Here is a 17,538-nt window from a genome sequence, read left to right on the forward strand (position 1 = left end):
CGCCGGTGAATCAAAGCCCCTGTGCCTTATCGCTGCACACAGACTTCAGATAGCTGTACCGGGGACTGCTGCATCTGCTGCTCCGTCAGCCGGTAGCGCACCGTGCATTGTTGATTCGCACTGCTGCCCCACTGCGCCTGCAGTTCGCCTTCGCTCTCCATGCCCGACAGGAACACCACCCCGTCGTCGCCGGTAATACCGCTGCTGTTTGCTGCCGTCACGGTGGTGCCGAACGGCAGCGGCTTACCCTGGTAAGTCAGGCGCATCAGGACGCGTGCGCCGCTGTGGGCCTTAAAGTCTGCCCGCACCAGCGCCCCCCGGGTGGGTACCACCCGCACGGAGGTCTCCTCCAGCTCGGTCTGCTCGTCCAGTCCGCCCGCATCCAGTTCAACCCGCGTCTCGCGGTACTCGCTGCTGTACGGCAGCAGGGCGTAGCCGCGCCAGTCCGTTTTCACCCCGGTACCATTTCTGACCGGAACCCCCGCCGCGCCTGGTGCCGCCACCAGGATACTGGTGGTCCCCGGCTGCTGGCCCAGCGTCAGGCCGTTGCGGTGTAATACGGCCCCCCCGGTCACGCCGTAGTTCACCTGGCGGTAGTCCCGGCTGTAGCTGTAGCCCAGCGAGGTGCTGCCGTAGGTGCCGCGGTAATCAACGTTAGCGCTGCCGCTGCCACCGTCCTGACCGCCGTTGTCTCCCTGGCGGGTATAACCCTGCTGGACGTTCCAGCCGAAGTTGTGGTCTTCCAGCAGCGTGCCGCTGAGGCCCCCGGTATAGCTGGTGCGTCCGTTACTGTTGCGGCTGGCGTTACCCGTCAGCCGGGTCTGCGGCCCGCTTATCTTCTGCTGGCCCGGCAGTAGCGCGCTCAACGGCAGCGAGAACGACAGATAGGCCGCGCGGTCCGAATGCGTCTGGTTACTGCCCTTGCTGTAGCTCCATGACAGGTTGTAGTTCACCGGCCCCAGGGTGGCGTTGTACCCGGCCATCAGCGAGTCGGTGGTCCGGTCGCTGTTCCAGTAACTCTGGCGGGTCCCGGTCAGATACAGCGAGCCGTAGCGGCCAAAGCGTTGCGAAATATTGGCCTGCATCCGCGACTTTTTGGTGTTGTACAGGTTGTAATAGTCGGTATACGGACGCTCTACCGGGCGGCCTTCCGCATCCAGGGTGTCGTAGTCGTACAGCCAGCCGGACATCCCTTTCAGGGCAGTTTCGTCCAGGGTGTGGAATCCCCGCGTCGAGTAGCGATAGCCTGCCAGGCGGAAGGTGGTTCCCAGCAAACTCATGGAGCGGGCGTACAGAAAGCGCACCGACTGCCCCGTATGGCTGCTGCCGTCTGCCAGCTCGCTGCTGGCATGGGTAAAGTCTGCAGACAGCGCCCCCCAGCGGGCCATGTTCACCCCGGCACCGAACATACCGGCCTGGTATTTCTCCGCCATTTGCAGGCCGCCATAGGCGGTGGTGTTATAAGGCAGCCCCCACTGCAGGGTGCCCTGGGCAAATTCCGGGTCGTCGTAGCGGTTGCTGGTATTGCGAAAACGCCCGGCCGCGATGCTGTAACGCACCCGTCCCTCGCGCTGCAGCAGCGGGACCGAGGAGTACGGCACCACAAACGTGCGGGCGGTCCCGTCGGCTTCGGTGACGGTCACATCGAGGTCACCGCCGGTGGAGACCGGATACAGGTCATCAATCACAAAGGCACCCGGCGGAACGAACGTCTGATAAATCAGGCTGCCGTTCTGGCGGATACTGACCCGGGCGTTGCTGAATGCTGACCCTTTCACCAGCGGGGCAAAACCGCGCTGGGTGTCCGGGTACATGCTGTCGTCAGTGGCCAGCCGCACTCCCCTGAAGGAAAAGGCGTCGAAGAGGTCACCGTCAGTGGTCGACTCCCCCAGCAGCAACCGGCTGCGCAGCGGGATAATCGCCCGCTCGGCATAGGTGTTCAGGCGGTCCCACTCGCTGCGGCTGCCGCCGCCGGTGGTGGAGTAGCGGCTCCAGGTGCGGTTATCGCGCAATCGCCAGGGGCCAACGTTAATGCCGTTATCCAGATTCAGGTACAGGTTGCTGCTGTTCATTCCGGTGCTGCGGCTGTGGCTGTTGCTGCCGTTCAGGCGGTAGCCGAGCAGCAGGGCGTTGATGCCCTCATCCCAGCGTTCCGGGGGTATCCACCCCCGGGGCTGATTCTTCACCATCGCCTGGGGGATGCTGATATCAAGACGCATTTTTTCGAAGTCAAAAGCGGTATAAGCCTGCGGAATATAGCGCCCCGGTGAAATACACTGGTCGTCCGCCAGGGCAGCCATCGCCGGCACGGCGTCCATTTTCAGGCCGATATCGCGCCAGTCATCGGGTGTCAGGCAGGCCATCAGACCCGTGGTGTCACGGATATCTTTTTCCCCGGTCGCCGCCACCTCACGGCCGGTATCCGCCACGCTGTCGGCGGCAACAAAGCGCACGCTGCGGGCAGCCAGCCAGTTACCGTTGAGGTACATCTCCACGTCATAGGTGCCGGGCATCTGCGTCCCGGCCGGCGTCAGGTAAGAAAGGTCAGCGACCTCGTCGGGGTTACCGGAGACCAGCGCCGACGGAAAGTACATCTCCGCGTGGCTCAGCGCAGGCAGTGCCAGCAGTATCAGGACAGCCAGTGGGTGCAGGGAAGCCTGCTGCCGCGTGAGCCCCGGTAACCGGTTTTTACGGGGGACCTGATGATTCTTTTTCATTATTGTTCTCTCCCTGCTGTCCTGTTTCTGTTCCGTAGAGGTCAGAGCCTGTCTCAGTTCACGCTTCTGCTGATTTCTGGCGTCAGCGCACCGTGGTCGCTAATCGTGCGGTAGCTCACGCTGCTGCCGCTGCCGGCAGGCAGCGCCACGCGGGTTTTCCCCTTCGGCGGGACCATCAAGGTGTTCAGCTTCTGGCTGCCGGCCTTCACATCCGTCAGCGTCAGGTAGTAAGGCGAGGGATTGCTGATTTCCAGCTGCCCGCCGCTTTTGCGGAAGGTCAGCATCTCCGGCGCTTCGGCCAGCGCAGGCTTCAGGCCAGCCGGGCGGACAAACAGCTTGATGCGGTTGGCCGAGGCCAGAATCAGCGAGTTTTTCCCTTCCGTGGCTTCGCGGCTGACGGAGGGGATGGCCTTGGCGATAAAGTAGTACAGGGTCTCGCGGTCCTGCGGCAGCGGCCCGCCGGTATACATCAGGCGCAGGGTATTGCCGTTCTCCGGCTTACTGACGTAAAGCGGAGGGGTGACGACAAAATCCGGGCTCTTTTTGCCGTCGGCATTTTCCACCCACGACTGCACCAGAAAAGTGTCGGTTTTGGAGGAGTTGCTCAGGTTGACCGTGGTTTGTTTTGCCCCGGCAGGGTAGATAATGCGCGTCCCCTGGATGGATATTCCCCCTTCAGCGACCGCCGTCAGCGGCAGCAGGCCCAGGGCGACCGCCACCAGGCCGGTTGCGGCTTTTTTACGTAAATAACGAGCTGTAGCTAACATCATTTCACCTTTTCAGTCACAGGCCGGGTACCGGTCTGATGCGTCGTATTGACGGACGAAAGCAGACCGGCCGGTATTCTTGCGTCAGACTCAGTAGTCCAGCGTCGACAGGGCGTCCTTTCCGGACTGCGTATATTTATCTTTCAGGTCTTCGGTGGCATTAAAGGTGGAAATCAGCAGTTTTCCGTCCTTTGAGGAGAGCTGCATGACGTTGAAAATCTTTCCGTCCGCCGCCGGGGTCGTCATCTCAATACGGCTCATCTTTTTGCCGTTGACGGTGACTTCCGACAGGACCGGAGAGAGCGCCCCCAGCTGTTGCTTCATCACATCCGCCACTTTTGCAACCTGCGATTCACTGACCGCATTAGCGGTGGCACTGAACGCGATGGAGACTTTGCCCCCCTCACTTTCCACGTACCAGGCTTCCTGCGGGCGCTGGGCTGCCGGGTATTTGGTTTCCAGCAGCGTCTGCGGCATCTTCACAAAGCCTTCCGGCAGCACCATGGTGGCTTTTCCGTCGAGGATTTTGGTGGCGTTTTGCGCAGTACCTGCACTGCTGTCACCGTCACAGGCGGAAAGCAGCAGAGCGGAGCTGATTAACAGCGAACTGAATAAAATACGTTTTTTCATTTCTTTACTCCCTGGTGGAAAGTCATTCTTTTCAGAATAAATAATTCAGTCGAAAAAGCGGACAGCATTCCTCAGTGACAATTCATCAATGGGTTATATTCAGCACAAAGTTCGCCCTGATATAAAACATGAATGTTATTGTTTTTAAACAAAAAATGCAGCTCTCAGTAATGGCGTAGATATAAGGCTAATTTATTTTCCGGTTCATTTAGATAGGTTTTTTCATTTCCAGGATATCCCGGCACAATAAAACCCCCGCTGAATTACAATTCAGTAACCCGTATTCACGGAAAACATTTCGTTTTATCCGGTAAATTGTTTTTTGGCATATCCTTGAATGCTCCGCAATACTCTCCGGAGAATCCTCATTACAGAGTTGTTCAAATACCGCCAGCGTCTGGTGTGACACCTCATCATGAAAAGAATATGTTCTGATGGCCCGCTGGATAATTGAGAAAAAAGCCTCCACGCTGATATTTTTGGGCAGTAGCCAGGGAAATCCTGTCAGTTTCTGGGGAACGACTGGAACATCCTGCATTATCATCAGACGGCAGTGGGTAAATTCATTTCTTTTAATAACAAGATTACGCAGGCGGGCATTACTTACAGCAATGACCACCACATCTCCCGGATGTGAAGGATACTTCCTACACATTCCTTTTACTTTATAAAAGAACGCGCGAACACCTGTTCCGGAGTGTAATTTACGCAATCCCTGGAGAAAGAAACTGTCATCTGAAATAAAGTGATAATTCATACTAAAAAATCCCTCCCTCACCCCTGAGGTTATATAGAGAACCCTGTTACGGGACATTGATTAATATGAATTCCTTTTCTTTCCTGAATTAAAGCATTGTGAAAAATTCATTTACAATCGTTTAAAACTATCGAAAGACAATATTAAATAGAACATAGCTATCAAAAGTAACGCATCGATCGTCGCATACTATTGCTGATATTTTTAATTAATTCATGTGATTAACTATCTGTTACAGGAGGTAAGAATTTTCTCATCGGCAGTAATGTAAGGAAAAACATAAGAAAAATGACAATAAAGGAAGAACAGGGCAAAAAATTTACCATGATAACAGGATGAAAAAACTGTAAAGACAAATCAAGCTAGTTTATTGCTTCATTAATTACAGGTTATGCAGTGAAATATTGCTCGGAAAAAGCGAGTGATGCAGAATGTATATCTCTCCCTGTTTCACCAGCGTCATGTTTCTGACGAATTAACCTTATCAGGAATGAAATTATACCAGGACGATTCGTTTTTTTATTAGGAATATTATTTGCAAACTTCACATTGCATTTACAATAAAACGTGGGGAGAACGTCATGATATTTTATTAAATTATGACGCCGATCATGTTTTTTGTTTGTCGGTAAATGAGAAAAAAAGAAACCCACATAAACATAGTTGTGAACATAAATACTGGTGAATATATTGCGTCTTCAGACGAAGATGAAAGATCGTTCCGGTAGGGGGAGAACGATCTTTGCGACATATCAGGTCTGGCTGAAACCTGTCACTCGCTCACGGCACCAAATACACCTGCGGGGCGGCGGTATCCGGGTGCTCGCCCATTCTTACCTCCGCGCCATACCAGCGGCTAATAATTGGCTGCTGAACCACCTCCTGCGGCGTGCCCTGCGCCACCAGCTTCCCCTGATGCAACAGCAGAATGCGATCGGCCCACAGCGCTGCGAGGTTCAGGTCATGCAGCACCATGCAGACGTGCAGCTGGCTGCTGCGGGTCAGGCGCTTGAGCAGGCGCAGAAGGTGCTGCTGGTAATAGAGATCCAGCGCCGACGTAGGCTCATCGAGAAACAGCCAGCCCTCAGGCGCGCCATCGCGCCATAGCTGAGCCAGACAGCGAGCCAATTGAACCCGCTGCTGTTCGCCGCCGGAGAGGGAAGGGTAGCGCCTCCCGGCCAGATGATCGCAGCCGGTTTCCTCCATCACCTGACGGATCATCTCCGCGTTTGGCGTGCTGCCCCACGGCGAACGGCCCATGGCGATCACCGTTTCAATCGGCCAATCGGCATGAAGCTGGGTGCGCTGCAGCATTACCGCCCGGCGGCGGGAGAGTGCGTCTGCCGACCAGGCTTCCAACGGGCGGCCTTCCACCAACCGTTCACCGCTGTCCGGCGTTAAAAAACCGGTTAACAGGCGCAGCAGGGTCGATTTACCCGCGCCGTTGGGGCCAATCAGCGCCGTCATCTCACCGCCGCGCAGCTGGAGAGAGACATCATTAATAATCTGGCGCTTACCCATGCGCAGCGAAAGCGAACGCGCGCTATAACGGTTATCCATGCGTTTCTCTCTCCCGACGGAAAATCAGCCACAGGAACCACGGCGCGCCGAGCACGCTGGTCAACAGACCAACCGGCATCTCGGCGGGCGCGGCGACGGTGCGCGCCAGCGTATCAGCCAGCAGCAGCAAAATCGCGCCACACAGCAGTGAACCGGGGATCAGGCCGCGATGGTCCGGCCCCAGCCACATCCGCATCAGATGCGGTACCACCAGGCCAATAAAGCCAATAATACCGCTGATGGCCACCGCCGACGCCACCAGTAGGGCGCTGCACAGCAGCAATAGCCGCTGTAGGGCGCGAACGTTAACGCCGAGGTAATGCGCCTCTTCATCACCCAATTGCAGCAGATTAAGGCGTGAAGCCATCGCCCATATCAAGATAGACGCCGGGATTATCAGCGTGGCCGCCACCAGCAGAGTGGACCACTCCGCCTGGCCGAGGCTGCCCATGCCCCACAGGGAAAGCTGGCGCAATTGGGCATCGTTGCTTATCCACGCCAGCACCCCGACCAGCGCGCTGCAAAGGGCGTTAATCGCGATGCCGACCAGCAGCAGGCGCGAGAGCGAAGCGTCTCCCGCCCGGCTGAGGATAAAAATCACCACCATCACCGCCATGCTGCCGATAAACGCCGCCAACATCGGAGCATACAGCGCCACAAGAACCGGTACCGACAGGGGCAGCACCAGCCAGCAGGCTACCGCCAGCGCCGCACCGCTGCTGATACCTAAAAGCCCCGGGTCGGCAAGCGGATTGCGGAACAACCCCTGCATCACGCAGCCGGAGAGCGCCAGCGCGCTACCGACCAGCAGCGCCAGCAGCACTCGCGGCAGACGAATGGTCAGCCAGATGTTTCTCAGGATCTCATCGCCGGAAGGCAGCAGGCTGGCCAGCGGCAGGCGCATCGCCCCAAGGGTCGTGGCCAATAGCGTGAGGATGACCAGCAGCAGCGTCATTAACCACAGATGACGAGTAAGGTGGCAACGCATCAGGGCAACTGCTCCGCTTTTTGCCGTAGCGCAAGCACCGCCTGCGGCGTGCGCGGGCCAAAGCCGAGCAGAGCCATATCATCAATAACCTGCACCTGCTTATTGCGCCCTGCGGGCGTCTGCGCCAGTCCTGGTAGCTTCCACAGCCCAGCTTCGCCGCCCATACCTTTCAGGCCATCGGCAGAGATCACCACCAGGTCCGGTCGGCTTGCGATAACGCCTTCCTGGGACATACTGCGATAATGGTCGAAGTCCTGCATCGCATTCTGCAATCCGGCGGCCCGGATGGCTCCATCCGCCGCCGTTTGTTTTCCGGCCACCATGGTGTTCATGCCGCCGTGGCTGAGGATAAACAGCACTCGCTTGTTAATGGGCTGCGAAGGGATTTGCGCGATCTGCTGGTGGAGCTTCTGGCGCAGGGCTTCACCTTCGCTCTGTTTGCCGAGGGCCGCGGCAATCACGCCAATCTTTTTCTCGATTGCCGGAAAGTCGTAGCCGCCCGGAACGTTGACGACGTTAACTTTGTTCTCTTCGACCTTTTTCAGCACCAGCGAAGGCTGCGCCTGGGCGCTGGCCAGCACCAGCGTCGGGCGTAGAGAAAGTATCCCCTCAGCGTTTAGCTGCCGGATATAGCCGACGTCCGGCAGGCTCTGCGCGGCGGCAGGCCAGGTACTGGTGCTGTCTTTCGCCACCAGATGCTGCTGGGCATCAAGCGCATAAACCACTTCCGTGACGTCGCCGCCGAGAGAGACAATCCGCTCGGCGGCGGCGCTGGCAAATAGCGGAAACGCAGTGAGTAATATCAGCCAGCGTTTCATGCTGTCAGCCCTTCGGTGGTCAAACGGTCAACCTGCGCGCGCCACTGCTCCTGCTCCGGGTGGCCTTCGGTACGTTGACCGTACAGCTGGGCAATCTGCGTGCCGTCTTTGGCAAACAGCTCAACGCTGGTGACGTGACCGTCTGAGGTCGGTTTGCGGGTGACCCAAACTTCATCCACGCTATCTTCGCGCAGGTGCAGGGTAAAGGCGGTGTTGAAAATATTCAGCCAGCCGCGCATCGGCGCAACTTTTTCCAGCACGCCGGTGAAGATCTGCACGCAGCCGCGGTTGCCGACAAAAATCATGATCTCGTTGCCATCCTGATGAATAGTATCCAGCAGACCCGGCAGCGCCTCTTTCTCAATACGGCAGGCGAGGTCATCGCTGACCAAACGGAACGCCTGCTGGCGCGACAGGTTATATTTTCTCAACAGGCCAAAGAACTGGTGGACATCGGTCATGGCGCGCCATTCGTTTTCCAGCGCCGTGCCGTCGGCAGAATCGGCATATTTCACCGGATCGGCCGGGCGAATGACCAGCGGCGTGGGGGTCTCTTGCGTATGTTCTGCGATCAGCGCATTCCAGGCCGCCATGTCCGTTTTCCCGGTGGTGTATACCTTAAGCAGAGCGTCGCCGTGCGGGTCGAAGAACTGAATGCTCTGGCGGTCGTTATCGGTCAGGCGAAAAGCGCTGGCCCATTGGCTGAGGAACAGGCGCAGGTCGAGGGCGCGTGGGTTGAGCACCAGCCCGGCGTGGCCGCTCAGATGCTGGTGGGTAAATTCGCCGACCTGCTCATGCACCGCGTATTCGTTGCGGCAGATACATTTGGTTTCGCCCACGGCCTCCAGCGCCGCCAGAATGGCGCGCGCATCGTCAATCAGACGTACGGCATCGTGGCCGAGGCGAGCTTCGGTCAGCTCGGCTTCACTAATCCCCATTTCGGCGGCGATATCGCGGGCGTATTTTGCGGCAGATTGTGCTTTCGTGGTCAGATAGCGTTGCCACAGCGGAGCATGTTGCGGTTGGGTGTTTTGCATAATTCACATCCTTCTCGACGATGAGTATCCCCGGCGCACGGCCGGGGAGCAGGTTTCTTATTATTTGGCCTATCAGAAATCGACGTTAACGCCTAACTGCCAGGTACGACCCGGCATGACTGACAGCGCTCTGTCGTTGGCATCCTGATTGGTTGCCGTTTCGATATTGCGGCTGCTCAGATAATCCCAGTATTTACGGTCGGTGATGTTGTACACGCCGCCGTTCACGCGCACGTTCTTCGCCACCTGCCAGTAAGCGGTCCAGTCCAGCATGCCGTAGCCCGGAACGCGCATATATTCGCTGGTAGAATCGGTAATCGCCGAGCCGGTGTTGGTGTAGCTTTCGCGGTTGGTGGCGGTCGCGCGTTTGCCCTTAACAAAGGTGGCGGTCAGCGCGGTGCCGTACACTTTGGCCGGATCGTCCCACGCCACGCCGACGATAGCCTTCATTGGCGCGACGCTATCGAGGTCGACGTACTTGTCGCCGCTGTAGCTGGATTTCGATTTCCCTTCGCTATAGCCGTAGGCGAGGGTGGCGCTCAGGCCGTTAACCTCTTCAAACCAGGTGCCAAAATTGAATTTGGCGCTGATTTCGCCGCCGTAGATATAGGCTTTATCGCGGTTTTCCGCCTGGTAGATGGTATAGATGTTCGACGGTACGTTGGTGAACTGAGTTGGGTTATTGGCGCGGGTGTAGCGGGTATAGGCGATAAAGTTCTTGTAGCTGTTGTAGAACAGGGCGGTGCGCATGGTGATGCCTTCGGTGACTTCGCCCTTCATCCCCCACTCGAAGTTATCGCTGGTTTCGGTTTTCAGATCGGTATTACCGATCAGCGCGTACTGTGCGCGTCCGGCGTAGCTGGAGCCGAGGTTCCAGGATCCATACAGCTGGCTGGCGTTCGGGAACTGCGCCCCGCGCTGGTACTGCAGGTAAGTCATCAGGCGCGGAGCGATATCGTACTGGAAGGCCAGCGACGGCAGCGCCTGGGTATCGGAGTTCTTGCCGTACAGATTTGAGACGGCAGAACCGGTCAGTACGCTGCTGTTGTTGGCCAGGTCAGAGACGTCCTCCGGCTTAGTCGACTGATGCACTACGCGAATGCCCGGGATGACGGCAAAGTTATGGCTGTCGAGGTCAAAGTTAATCTTGTCCTGCATGAAGCCTGCAACGATATAGCCTCGGCTGTCAGCGTCCGGCTGCATGATTTCGCTAAAGGCGCTCGGGGTTGGAGACTGGGTTAATGGCCGCTGGGTTTTGGTGGTGCTGGCGTTAAAGCCGGCGCTCAGATCGTGGCGGCCAATGGATTTCGCCAGCGCGCTCTGAATACCCCAGGTATCGGTATCGTAGTCGGAGCTTACCGTTTGCATCGCACGGGTGATGCTGTCCGGCATATATGTCCAGTCATGGGACTCAGTATGCTGGTAGTAGACTTTGGTCGAGACGCTGTCGATATAGTCATTCATCGGCGTCCAGTCATCTTTCAGGCTCAGGCCCCAGCGGCGGGTCTGGCTGGTCTGGTTAGAGGTGCCGATAACGCTGTTACCGCTGGAGTCCCAGGCATCGTAATGGGTGTGGTTGGTTTTATGGTAGTAATCGAAGGTGCTGGTCAGCTTATGTTCGTCATTCGGCTGCCAGATCCCGGAGGCTAAAAAGGCGTCGGAGTGCCAGTTAGCCGGGTATGAATCGACGGTCCCGCTGTTATTTTCTGTTTCCTGGCCGTCGCGGCGGCTGTAGACGAAGATCCCGCGCAGGGTTTCGTCACCGCCGGCGACGGTGACGCCGTTGTGCCAGCTGCGGTCTGCTGAGTTGTAGCCGCTGCGGTAGCCGAAGGCGCTGGTTTTGCCCGGATGCAGATAGTCATCTGCCGATTTCGGGCGGAAGGAGACATTGCCGCCGATGGAGCTGTTGGCGGTCTCGGTTGAGGTGGCTCCGGACTGAATATCGATGCTGCCGTACATGTACGGGTCAATATAGTCGCGGCCCATCCCGAAAGTATTGAGGCCCGCGCGGCTGGCGTAGCTGCGCCCGGTGGCGTTCGGCTGGGCGATGCCGTCGACGTCGATACCGACGCGGTTGCTCTCCATGCCGCGAATGTTGTAGCCGGTATAACCGCCCCGGTCGAAGCCGCTTTTGCCGTTGCCGGAACCGCCGCTGGCGCCGGTTGCGCTAATCAGCGGTTCGTAGCGCATGATGGAGCCAAAGTCGTTGGCCCCTTTATCCTGCAGTTCCTGAGCGCTGATGGAATGCTCGCTGCCCGCTTTCAGCACGGGGGCTGGCGCGGTCACGGTCATCTGTTCTGAACTATCGTCGGATGATGAATCGTTGGTGGTATCAGCCGCCCCGGCGGAGGTCTGATAGATTGCTGCAAGCAAAGAAGTCACCAGCAGGCTTTTCTTAAACCATGCTGTTGATTGAGTGGAGTTATACATAGTAGCCACGCCTTGATAATTATTAGTATCGGCTCACGCGTTACTTCCAGAGTGCAGGTGTGTCCCGTTATTCCTTTGCGGACGATCGATAATCCATATGTATATGTCGCATTTATTGATTGAGAATGGTAATGATAGGTATTATCGTTTGCAACAAAATAATCATTTATTCCTCAATTAATCTGCAAGTTGTTTACAATTCATCCTTTTACTGACAGCGAGAAACCGATGAGTCACAAAGCCGCTATTACCATTACCTACTGTTCGCAGTGCAACTGGATGCTGCGCGCCAGCTGGATGGCCCAGGAACTACTGCATAGTTTCAGCACCGATATTGGCTCAGTGACCCTGGTGCCGGGAACCGGGGGGATCTTCGTGGTGACCGTTGATGATGTGCAAATTTGGGAGCGCAAGCAGGATGGTGGTTTCCCCGATGCGGCGGAGCTGAAGCGTCGGGTTCGCGACGTTTGCTTCCCGGAGAAACCGCTGGGGCACGTGGACAAGCCGGCATAATCCTCAAGGAGTATCGGGCTGCATCGTCTCCTTTAAATGTGTATTATTAATGCATCTTTATTGGTGAGGAACAGGCAATGGCGGGCAAACGTATTGCGCGGGAAAAAAAGACCATTAGCAGCATGATTACGCTCTATCAGCGCCGCTGCCCGGATGCCCGTGAAGATGCGGAACATTATCAGGCGCTCAACGCCTATGCCGACAAGCGGCTGGAGAAGTGCGTATTTGGTGAAGAAAAGCCGGCCTGCAAGCAGTGCCCGGTGCACTGCTATCAGCCTGCCAAACGTGAAGAGATGAAGCAGATTATGCGCTGGGCGGGGCCGAGGATGCTCTGGCGGCACCCGATTCTGACCATCCGCCATTTGATTGATGACAGGCGCCCGGTGCCGGAGTTACCGGAAAAATACCGACCCAAAAAATAGCGACTTTTCCCCGGAGGCGATGCTGCGCATCTGTCCGGGCTACGTCCTGGGGTAGAGGTAGCCCGGACAGGCGCAACGCGCCGCCTCCGGGAAGAATGCCAGACAGGTAGCCCGGGTAAGGCGCTAGCCGCGATCCGGGGCCGCCTGGGTTTGACTATCGCGAACCGACGTCCAGATAAACGTAATAACGAACAGGGCGGTAAATAGCACCACAATGGTTGGCGCAGGAGCGCTATCGAGATAAAACGACACCCATACGCCGCCCAGCGAACAGCAGACCGCAATTGCCACCGCCAGCAGCAGGGCGCTGACAAAACGCCGCGTCAGCAGCAGGGCTATCGCCCCCGGCGCTATCAGCAGCGAAATCGACAGAATAATCCCCACCGCTTTTAGCGTCGCCACGATGGTCAGCGCAATCATGCACAGCAGCCCATAGTGCAGCAGTCCGCAGCGCAGTCCGCTGGCCTTAGCCTGCTGCGGGTCGAAGGCGTGCAGCAGAAAATCGCGCCACTTCAGGCCGATAATTAACGCAATCGCCAGCGCAATCAGCGACGTTTGCACAATATCGCTGGTGGAAATACCCAGCATATCGCCAAACAGAATATGGTCGAGATGCACCTCCGACTGAATCGACACGTACAGCACCAGCCCTGCGCCAAACATCCCGGAAAACACAATTCCCATAATCGTATCGCGCTTGATGCGGCTGTTATCGTCGAGATAACCGGTGGCGATGGCGCAGAATAACCCGGCGATAAACGCGCCGATAGCGAACGGGATGCCGATGATATACGCCACCACCACGCCCGGAAAAACCGCGTGACTCATGGCGTCGCCCATCAGCGCCCAGCCTTTTAACACCAAAAATACCGACAACAACGCGCAGGGTACGGCGACGATAATCGCCACCAGCATGGCATTAATCATAAAAGAGAACTGGAATGGTTCGAGCAGAACGGTCAGCATGAGGCCTCCCTGGCGCGACGACGGCTGGCGAGCAGCCCGTGCTTCGGCGCGAAAACGAAAGCGACTAAAAACAGCAGCGTCTGGGCCACGACGATAATCCCGCCGGTCGCGCCGTCCAGATAGTAGCTCAGCCACGCGCCGAAAAAGCTGGTCAGACTACCGATAGCTACGGCAATCGCCAGCAGGCGCGGGAAGCGGTCGGTCAGCAGCCAGGCGGTGGCGCCGGGCGTGACGACCAGGCAAATCACCAGAAATGCGCCGACGGTTTGTAGCGCAGCAACGGTACAGGCTGCCAGCAGGGTAAAAAACAGCAGCTTCAGCCCGGTGGTATTCAGGCCAATCGAGCGGGCATGGTTCTCATCGAAAAAGGTGACCATCAGGTCTTTCCACTTCAGCAACAGAATCGCCATCGAAACAAAACCAATCGCCGCCAGCTGAATAATATCCTCCGGCGCAATGGCCAGAATATTGCCGAGAATAATGGTCTGGATATTCACCGAAGTGGGATTCAGCGACACCATAAACAGGCCGATGCCGAAAAAAGAGGAGAAGATCAGGCCGATAATCGCGTCTTCCTTCAGCTTCGAGCGCTGGTTAAGAAACAGCATGCTGCCTGCCGCCAGCCCGCCGGAAAGAAACGCCCCCAGTGCGAAGGGCAGGCCGAGCATATAAGCGCCCGCCACGCCGGGTACGATGGAGTGGGAGAGGGCATCGCCAATCAGCGACCAGCCCTTGAGCATCAGATAGCAGGAGAGAAATGCGCACACCCCGCCCACCAGCGCCGAAACCCACATCGCGTTGAGCATGTATTGATAACCAAACGGCTCCAGCAGCCAGCTCATCTTTCGCCTCCCGCCGCCCGGCGGCTGATAAACGGGCGCTCATCGTCGGTAATGATCCTCTCTTCCGCGCCGCTCAGTACGACATGGCGCAGCACGCCGCTAAAGGCGAGTTCGAGGTTTTCGGCGGTAAAGGTGGTTTCCGTCGGGCCGCTAGCCAGCACGGTGCCTTTTACCATCACCGTGTAGTCGCAGAACTCGCTTACCGAACCGAGGTTATGGGTGGAAACCAGCATGGTGCAACCTTCGTCGCGCAGCTCCCGTAGCAGTTCGATAATGCGCGCTTCGGTCTGCACATCGACGCCGGTAAAGGGTTCATCCAGCAGAATGACTTTCCCCTGCTGGGCGATAGCGCGGGCGAGAAACACGCGTTTTTTCTGCCCGCCGGAGAGTTCTCCTATCTGGCGATGGCGATACTCGCTCATGCCGACTCGCTCCAGCGCGGCGTCGACAATCTCATGGTCACGCGGTTTAGCCCGCCGCAGCCAGCCCATATGGCCGTAGCGGCCCATCATCACCACATCTTCCACCAGCACCGGGAAGGACCAGTCCACCTCTTCAGCCTGTGGAACGTAGGCCACGAGGTTCTGGCGCAGAGCACGGTTAACCGGCTGACCGAGAATGGCGATATCGCCACGGCCCACGCGCACAAAGCCCATCAGCGCTTTAAACAGCGTCGATTTTCCCGAACCGTTCACTCCGACCAGCGCGGCAATGGAGCTGCGCGGGACGCTGAACGAGGCATCGCGCAGGGCGGTATGGCCGTTGCGATAGGTGACGCTAACGTTGTTGACCGCGAGGCCCGGCAGCTCGTGACTCATGCCTGTTTCCTTAGTCCGTCGTTGATACCCTGGACGATGGTTTCGGTGGTGACGCGCAGCAGGTCGAGGTAAGTCGGCACCGGGCCATCGGCGGCACTCAGGGAGTCGACGTACAGGACGCCGCCATAGTGGGCACCCGCTTCCCGTGCTACTTGACGCGCCGGTTTATCGGAGATGGTGCTTTCGCTAAAGATAGTCGGGATACGCTCTTTCTTCATGGTGTCGATGGTTTTGCGCACTTGCTGCGGTGTACCCTGCTGGTCGGCGTTGATCGGCCACAGATAGCGTTCCTGCAGGCCGTTATCGCGGGCCAGATAGGAGAACGCACCTTCGCTAGTCACCAGCCAGCGCTTATCCTGCGGCAGCTTCGCCAGTTCCGCCTTCAGCGGCGCCATGGTCTGGCGAATCTTCTCTTTGTAGGTCTCAGCGTTATGGCGATAGGTATCGGCATTCTCAGGATCGTATTTCGCCAGCGCGTCGCGAATATTATCGACATAGATCAGCGCGTTATCCGCTGACATCCAGGCGTGCGGGTTAGGCTTGCCGTTATACGGGCCATCACTGATGCCCATCGGCTGAATCCCGTTGCTGACCACCACTTCCGGCACGTCGTTCAGGTGCTGATAAAAACGGGCAAACCACAGCTCAAGGTTCAGGCCGTTGGTGAGGATCAGCTGTGCTCCCTGCGCACGTTTGATATCCCCGGGCGTCGGCTGATATTCATGAATTTCGGCTCCCGGTTTGGTAATTGAGCTGACGTCGGCGGCGTCACCCGCGACGTTCTGCGCCATATCGGCGATCACGGTGAAGGTGGTGATGACTTTGAATTTGTCTTTAGCCTGCGCCGGGGCGATGGCAAAGAGCGCCAGAGTCGCGGCAAATATCAGGTGCTTCAGAGGTGGCAGATGCAGCATAAGGTCCCTCATAATATTGTGGTTAATTAATCATCATTTATAGCCATTGCTATGTTATATAGCACAAGCTATTTATAAATGAAAATAATTCTTATTTAGATGTGGGGGAAATGATTAGCATGGGAATAAAGCGATATGGGAGGAAAACCCGGTCAGAAGAGAGACCGGGGCAAAGATTAAGATAAATCAGCCACCGACTGGCGTGGGATCAGGCGACCCGTCAGCGTGCGTCCTTCGAATGAGAAGGTAGGGCGCTCGTCGATCAGGCAGCGGATGCGCTGAATGCAGTTTTCCATCAACGGCTCCAGCGGCCAGGATATACAGGTCAGCGGTGGGTTCAGCAGCGAGGCGAGGGGAGAATCCTCAAGGCTTAGCAGCGAGACCTCCTGCGGCACGGCGATGTTGAATTCGCGCAGCAGACGCATCGCTTCCGCAGCGTAGCGGTCGCGTTTAACGATAATCACTGAATATTTGCTGAAGCTATTAATCAGCGTCAGCAGCGCCTGCTCAACGTTATCGTTGGCCGCCAGCATCAGCTGACGGTTAAAGGGGATGGAGTAGTTTTGCAGGACGTTGCGGTAGCCTTCGAGCATCTGGCGGCTGGCGTCATCGCTGTCGTTATCGGTCAGCAGGGCAATATTACGGTGGCCTTTGCCAATCACGTAGCGGCAGGCGCTTTCGGTGGCAAAAGCGTAGTCGTAGCCCTGATTATTGACCCCGGCGATACTGAATCGGTCAAAGGAGATAACGTTGCGCGGCGCATCTGCCGGTACCGCGCCGAGCACCACCACCGCGACGCACTGTCGCTGTAAGTCGTCAACCACCGCTGCTTGTTCAGCCGCATCCGTCACGTACTGCACAATCAGGTTTTTATTCAGCCCCTTCAGCGCGAATGACAACATTGGTAGCAGGCGCGCGCCGCTGCTTTCATCGTTCGCCGGGATCACCAGCCCAACGTGATTGGATGTCTGACTGGCGAGGTTTTGCGCGGCAAAGCTCGGGCGGTAGTTGAGTTCCTCTACCGCGCGCAAAACCGCTTCCCGGCTCTCTTCACGCACGCCCCTGGTGCCGGTCAGCACGCGGGATACTGTCGCTCGGGAGACATTCGCTAATCTTGAAACATCATCAATGGTTGGCATGGCATTTTCTGTCTGAATATTTTCGCCTAGCTTAGCATACCTGCTGAAAAAAGTGTCTATCGCCGGCGGCCTTCAGTGCTTGCCAGAGCTGGCAATCAGCCCGCGCCACCGCCCGGTTTTCCCTTTCTCTCGTGAGAGGGCCAGGGTAAGAGAGCAACCTTTCACATGCAACCGCCGACTGCTTTTCCCCTCCCCCTTTTGGGGAGAGGGGCTGCCTGTC

16 protein-coding genes are annotated in these 17,538 nt (G+C 57.2%); 2 read left to right on the forward strand and 14 right to left on the reverse strand.

Annotation, left to right across the window (positions count from 1 at the left end):
- Positions 1-26 precede the first annotated feature (26 nt).
- The 9 genes from DA718_RS06160 to DA718_RS06200 form a co-directional block, all read right to left on the reverse strand.
- Positions 27-2,717, reverse strand: coding sequence for a fimbria/pilus outer membrane usher protein (locus DA718_RS06160; protein ID WP_112213814.1), 2,691 nt, complete (start codon positions 2,715-2,717; stop codon positions 27-29).
- A 53-nt stretch (positions 2,718-2,770) separates the two neighbouring features.
- A complete protein-coding gene (locus DA718_RS06165; RefSeq protein ID WP_112213813.1) occupies positions 2,771-3,487 on the reverse strand; it encodes a fimbria/pilus periplasmic chaperone in 717 nt (238 codons plus the stop codon).
- 87 nt (positions 3,488-3,574) lie between these two features.
- Complete coding sequence (locus tag DA718_RS06170; RefSeq protein ID WP_112213812.1) at positions 3,575-4,114, reverse strand: hypothetical protein; 540 nt, start codon at positions 4,112-4,114, stop codon at positions 3,575-3,577.
- Positions 4,115-4,322: 208 nt separating this feature from the next.
- A complete protein-coding gene (locus DA718_RS06175; protein ID WP_130624350.1) occupies positions 4,323-4,871 on the reverse strand; it encodes a hypothetical protein in 549 nt (182 codons plus the stop codon).
- Positions 4,872-5,651: 780 nt separating this feature from the next.
- The gene (locus tag DA718_RS06180; protein WP_112213810.1) at positions 5,652-6,431 is read right to left on the reverse strand and encodes a heme ABC transporter ATP-binding protein; all 780 of its coding nucleotides are present in this window, start codon (positions 6,429-6,431) and stop codon (positions 5,652-5,654) included.
- Entirely contained in the window at positions 6,424-7,419 is a 996-nt protein-coding gene (locus tag DA718_RS06185; protein ID WP_112213809.1) for a FecCD family ABC transporter permease, read from the reverse strand. Before DA718_RS06185 ends, DA718_RS06180 begins: the two co-directional genes overlap by 8 nt.
- Positions 7,419-8,237 carry a heme/hemin ABC transporter substrate-binding protein gene (locus tag DA718_RS06190; protein ID WP_112213808.1) on the reverse strand — a complete coding sequence of 273 codons (819 nt, stop codon included), beginning with the start codon at positions 8,235-8,237 and terminating at the stop codon, positions 7,419-7,421. The genes DA718_RS06185 and DA718_RS06190 overlap by 1 nt, the downstream gene beginning before the upstream one ends.
- The gene (locus DA718_RS06195; protein ID WP_112213807.1) at positions 8,234-9,274 is read right to left on the reverse strand and encodes a hemin-degrading factor; all 1,041 of its coding nucleotides are present in this window, start codon (positions 9,272-9,274) and stop codon (positions 8,234-8,236) included. The genes DA718_RS06190 and DA718_RS06195 overlap by 4 nt, the downstream gene beginning before the upstream one ends.
- 72 nt (positions 9,275-9,346) lie before the next feature.
- Positions 9,347-11,704, reverse strand: coding sequence for a TonB-dependent receptor domain-containing protein (locus tag DA718_RS06200; RefSeq protein ID WP_112213806.1), 2,358 nt, complete (start codon positions 11,702-11,704; stop codon positions 9,347-9,349).
- A 228-nt stretch (positions 11,705-11,932) separates the two neighbouring features.
- Here DA718_RS06200 and DA718_RS06205 point away from each other — a divergent pair, with 228 nt between their 5' ends.
- Both DA718_RS06205 and DA718_RS06210 read left to right on the forward strand, forming a co-directional pair.
- Entirely contained in the window at positions 11,933-12,217 is a 285-nt protein-coding gene (locus DA718_RS06205; RefSeq protein ID WP_110275799.1) for an Rdx family protein, read from the forward strand.
- A gap of 77 nt (positions 12,218-12,294) precedes the next feature.
- Entirely contained in the window at positions 12,295-12,639 is a 345-nt protein-coding gene (locus tag DA718_RS06210) for a nitrous oxide-stimulated promoter family protein (RefSeq protein WP_112213805.1), read from the forward strand.
- Between the two features lie 123 nt (positions 12,640-12,762).
- Here the strand turns inward: DA718_RS06210 and DA718_RS06215 are convergent, their stop codons facing one another.
- From DA718_RS06215 to DA718_RS06235, 5 genes are all read right to left on the reverse strand, one after another.
- Positions 12,763-13,605 carry a metal ABC transporter permease gene (locus tag DA718_RS06215; RefSeq protein ID WP_112213804.1) on the reverse strand — a complete coding sequence of 281 codons (843 nt, stop codon included), beginning with the start codon at positions 13,603-13,605 and terminating at the stop codon, positions 12,763-12,765.
- Positions 13,599-14,447: an iron/manganese ABC transporter permease subunit SitC gene (gene sitC / locus DA718_RS06220; protein ID WP_110275796.1), complete on the reverse strand. Its 849-nt coding sequence runs from the start codon at positions 14,445-14,447 to the stop codon at positions 13,599-13,601. Before sitC ends, DA718_RS06215 begins: the two co-directional genes overlap by 7 nt.
- Positions 14,444-15,265 (reverse strand): manganese/iron ABC transporter ATP-binding protein, encoded by an 822-nt coding sequence (locus DA718_RS06225; protein ID WP_112213803.1) that lies wholly within the window; start codon positions 15,263-15,265, stop codon positions 14,444-14,446. Before DA718_RS06225 ends, sitC begins: the two co-directional genes overlap by 4 nt.
- On the reverse strand, positions 15,262-16,179 hold the full coding sequence (locus DA718_RS06230) for a metal ABC transporter substrate-binding protein (protein ID WP_112213802.1): 918 nt from the start codon (positions 16,177-16,179) through the stop codon (positions 15,262-15,264). The genes DA718_RS06225 and DA718_RS06230 overlap by 4 nt, the downstream gene beginning before the upstream one ends.
- A 176-nt stretch (positions 16,180-16,355) precedes the next feature.
- Positions 16,356-17,318: a LacI family DNA-binding transcriptional regulator gene (locus DA718_RS06235; RefSeq protein WP_112213801.1), complete on the reverse strand. Its 963-nt coding sequence runs from the start codon at positions 17,316-17,318 to the stop codon at positions 16,356-16,358.
- Positions 17,319-17,538: the final 220 nt, after the last annotated feature.

Source organism: Klebsiella huaxiensis, from assembly GCF_003261575.2.
GTDB classification, from domain to species: Bacteria; Pseudomonadota; Gammaproteobacteria; order Enterobacterales; family Enterobacteriaceae; genus Klebsiella; species Klebsiella huaxiensis.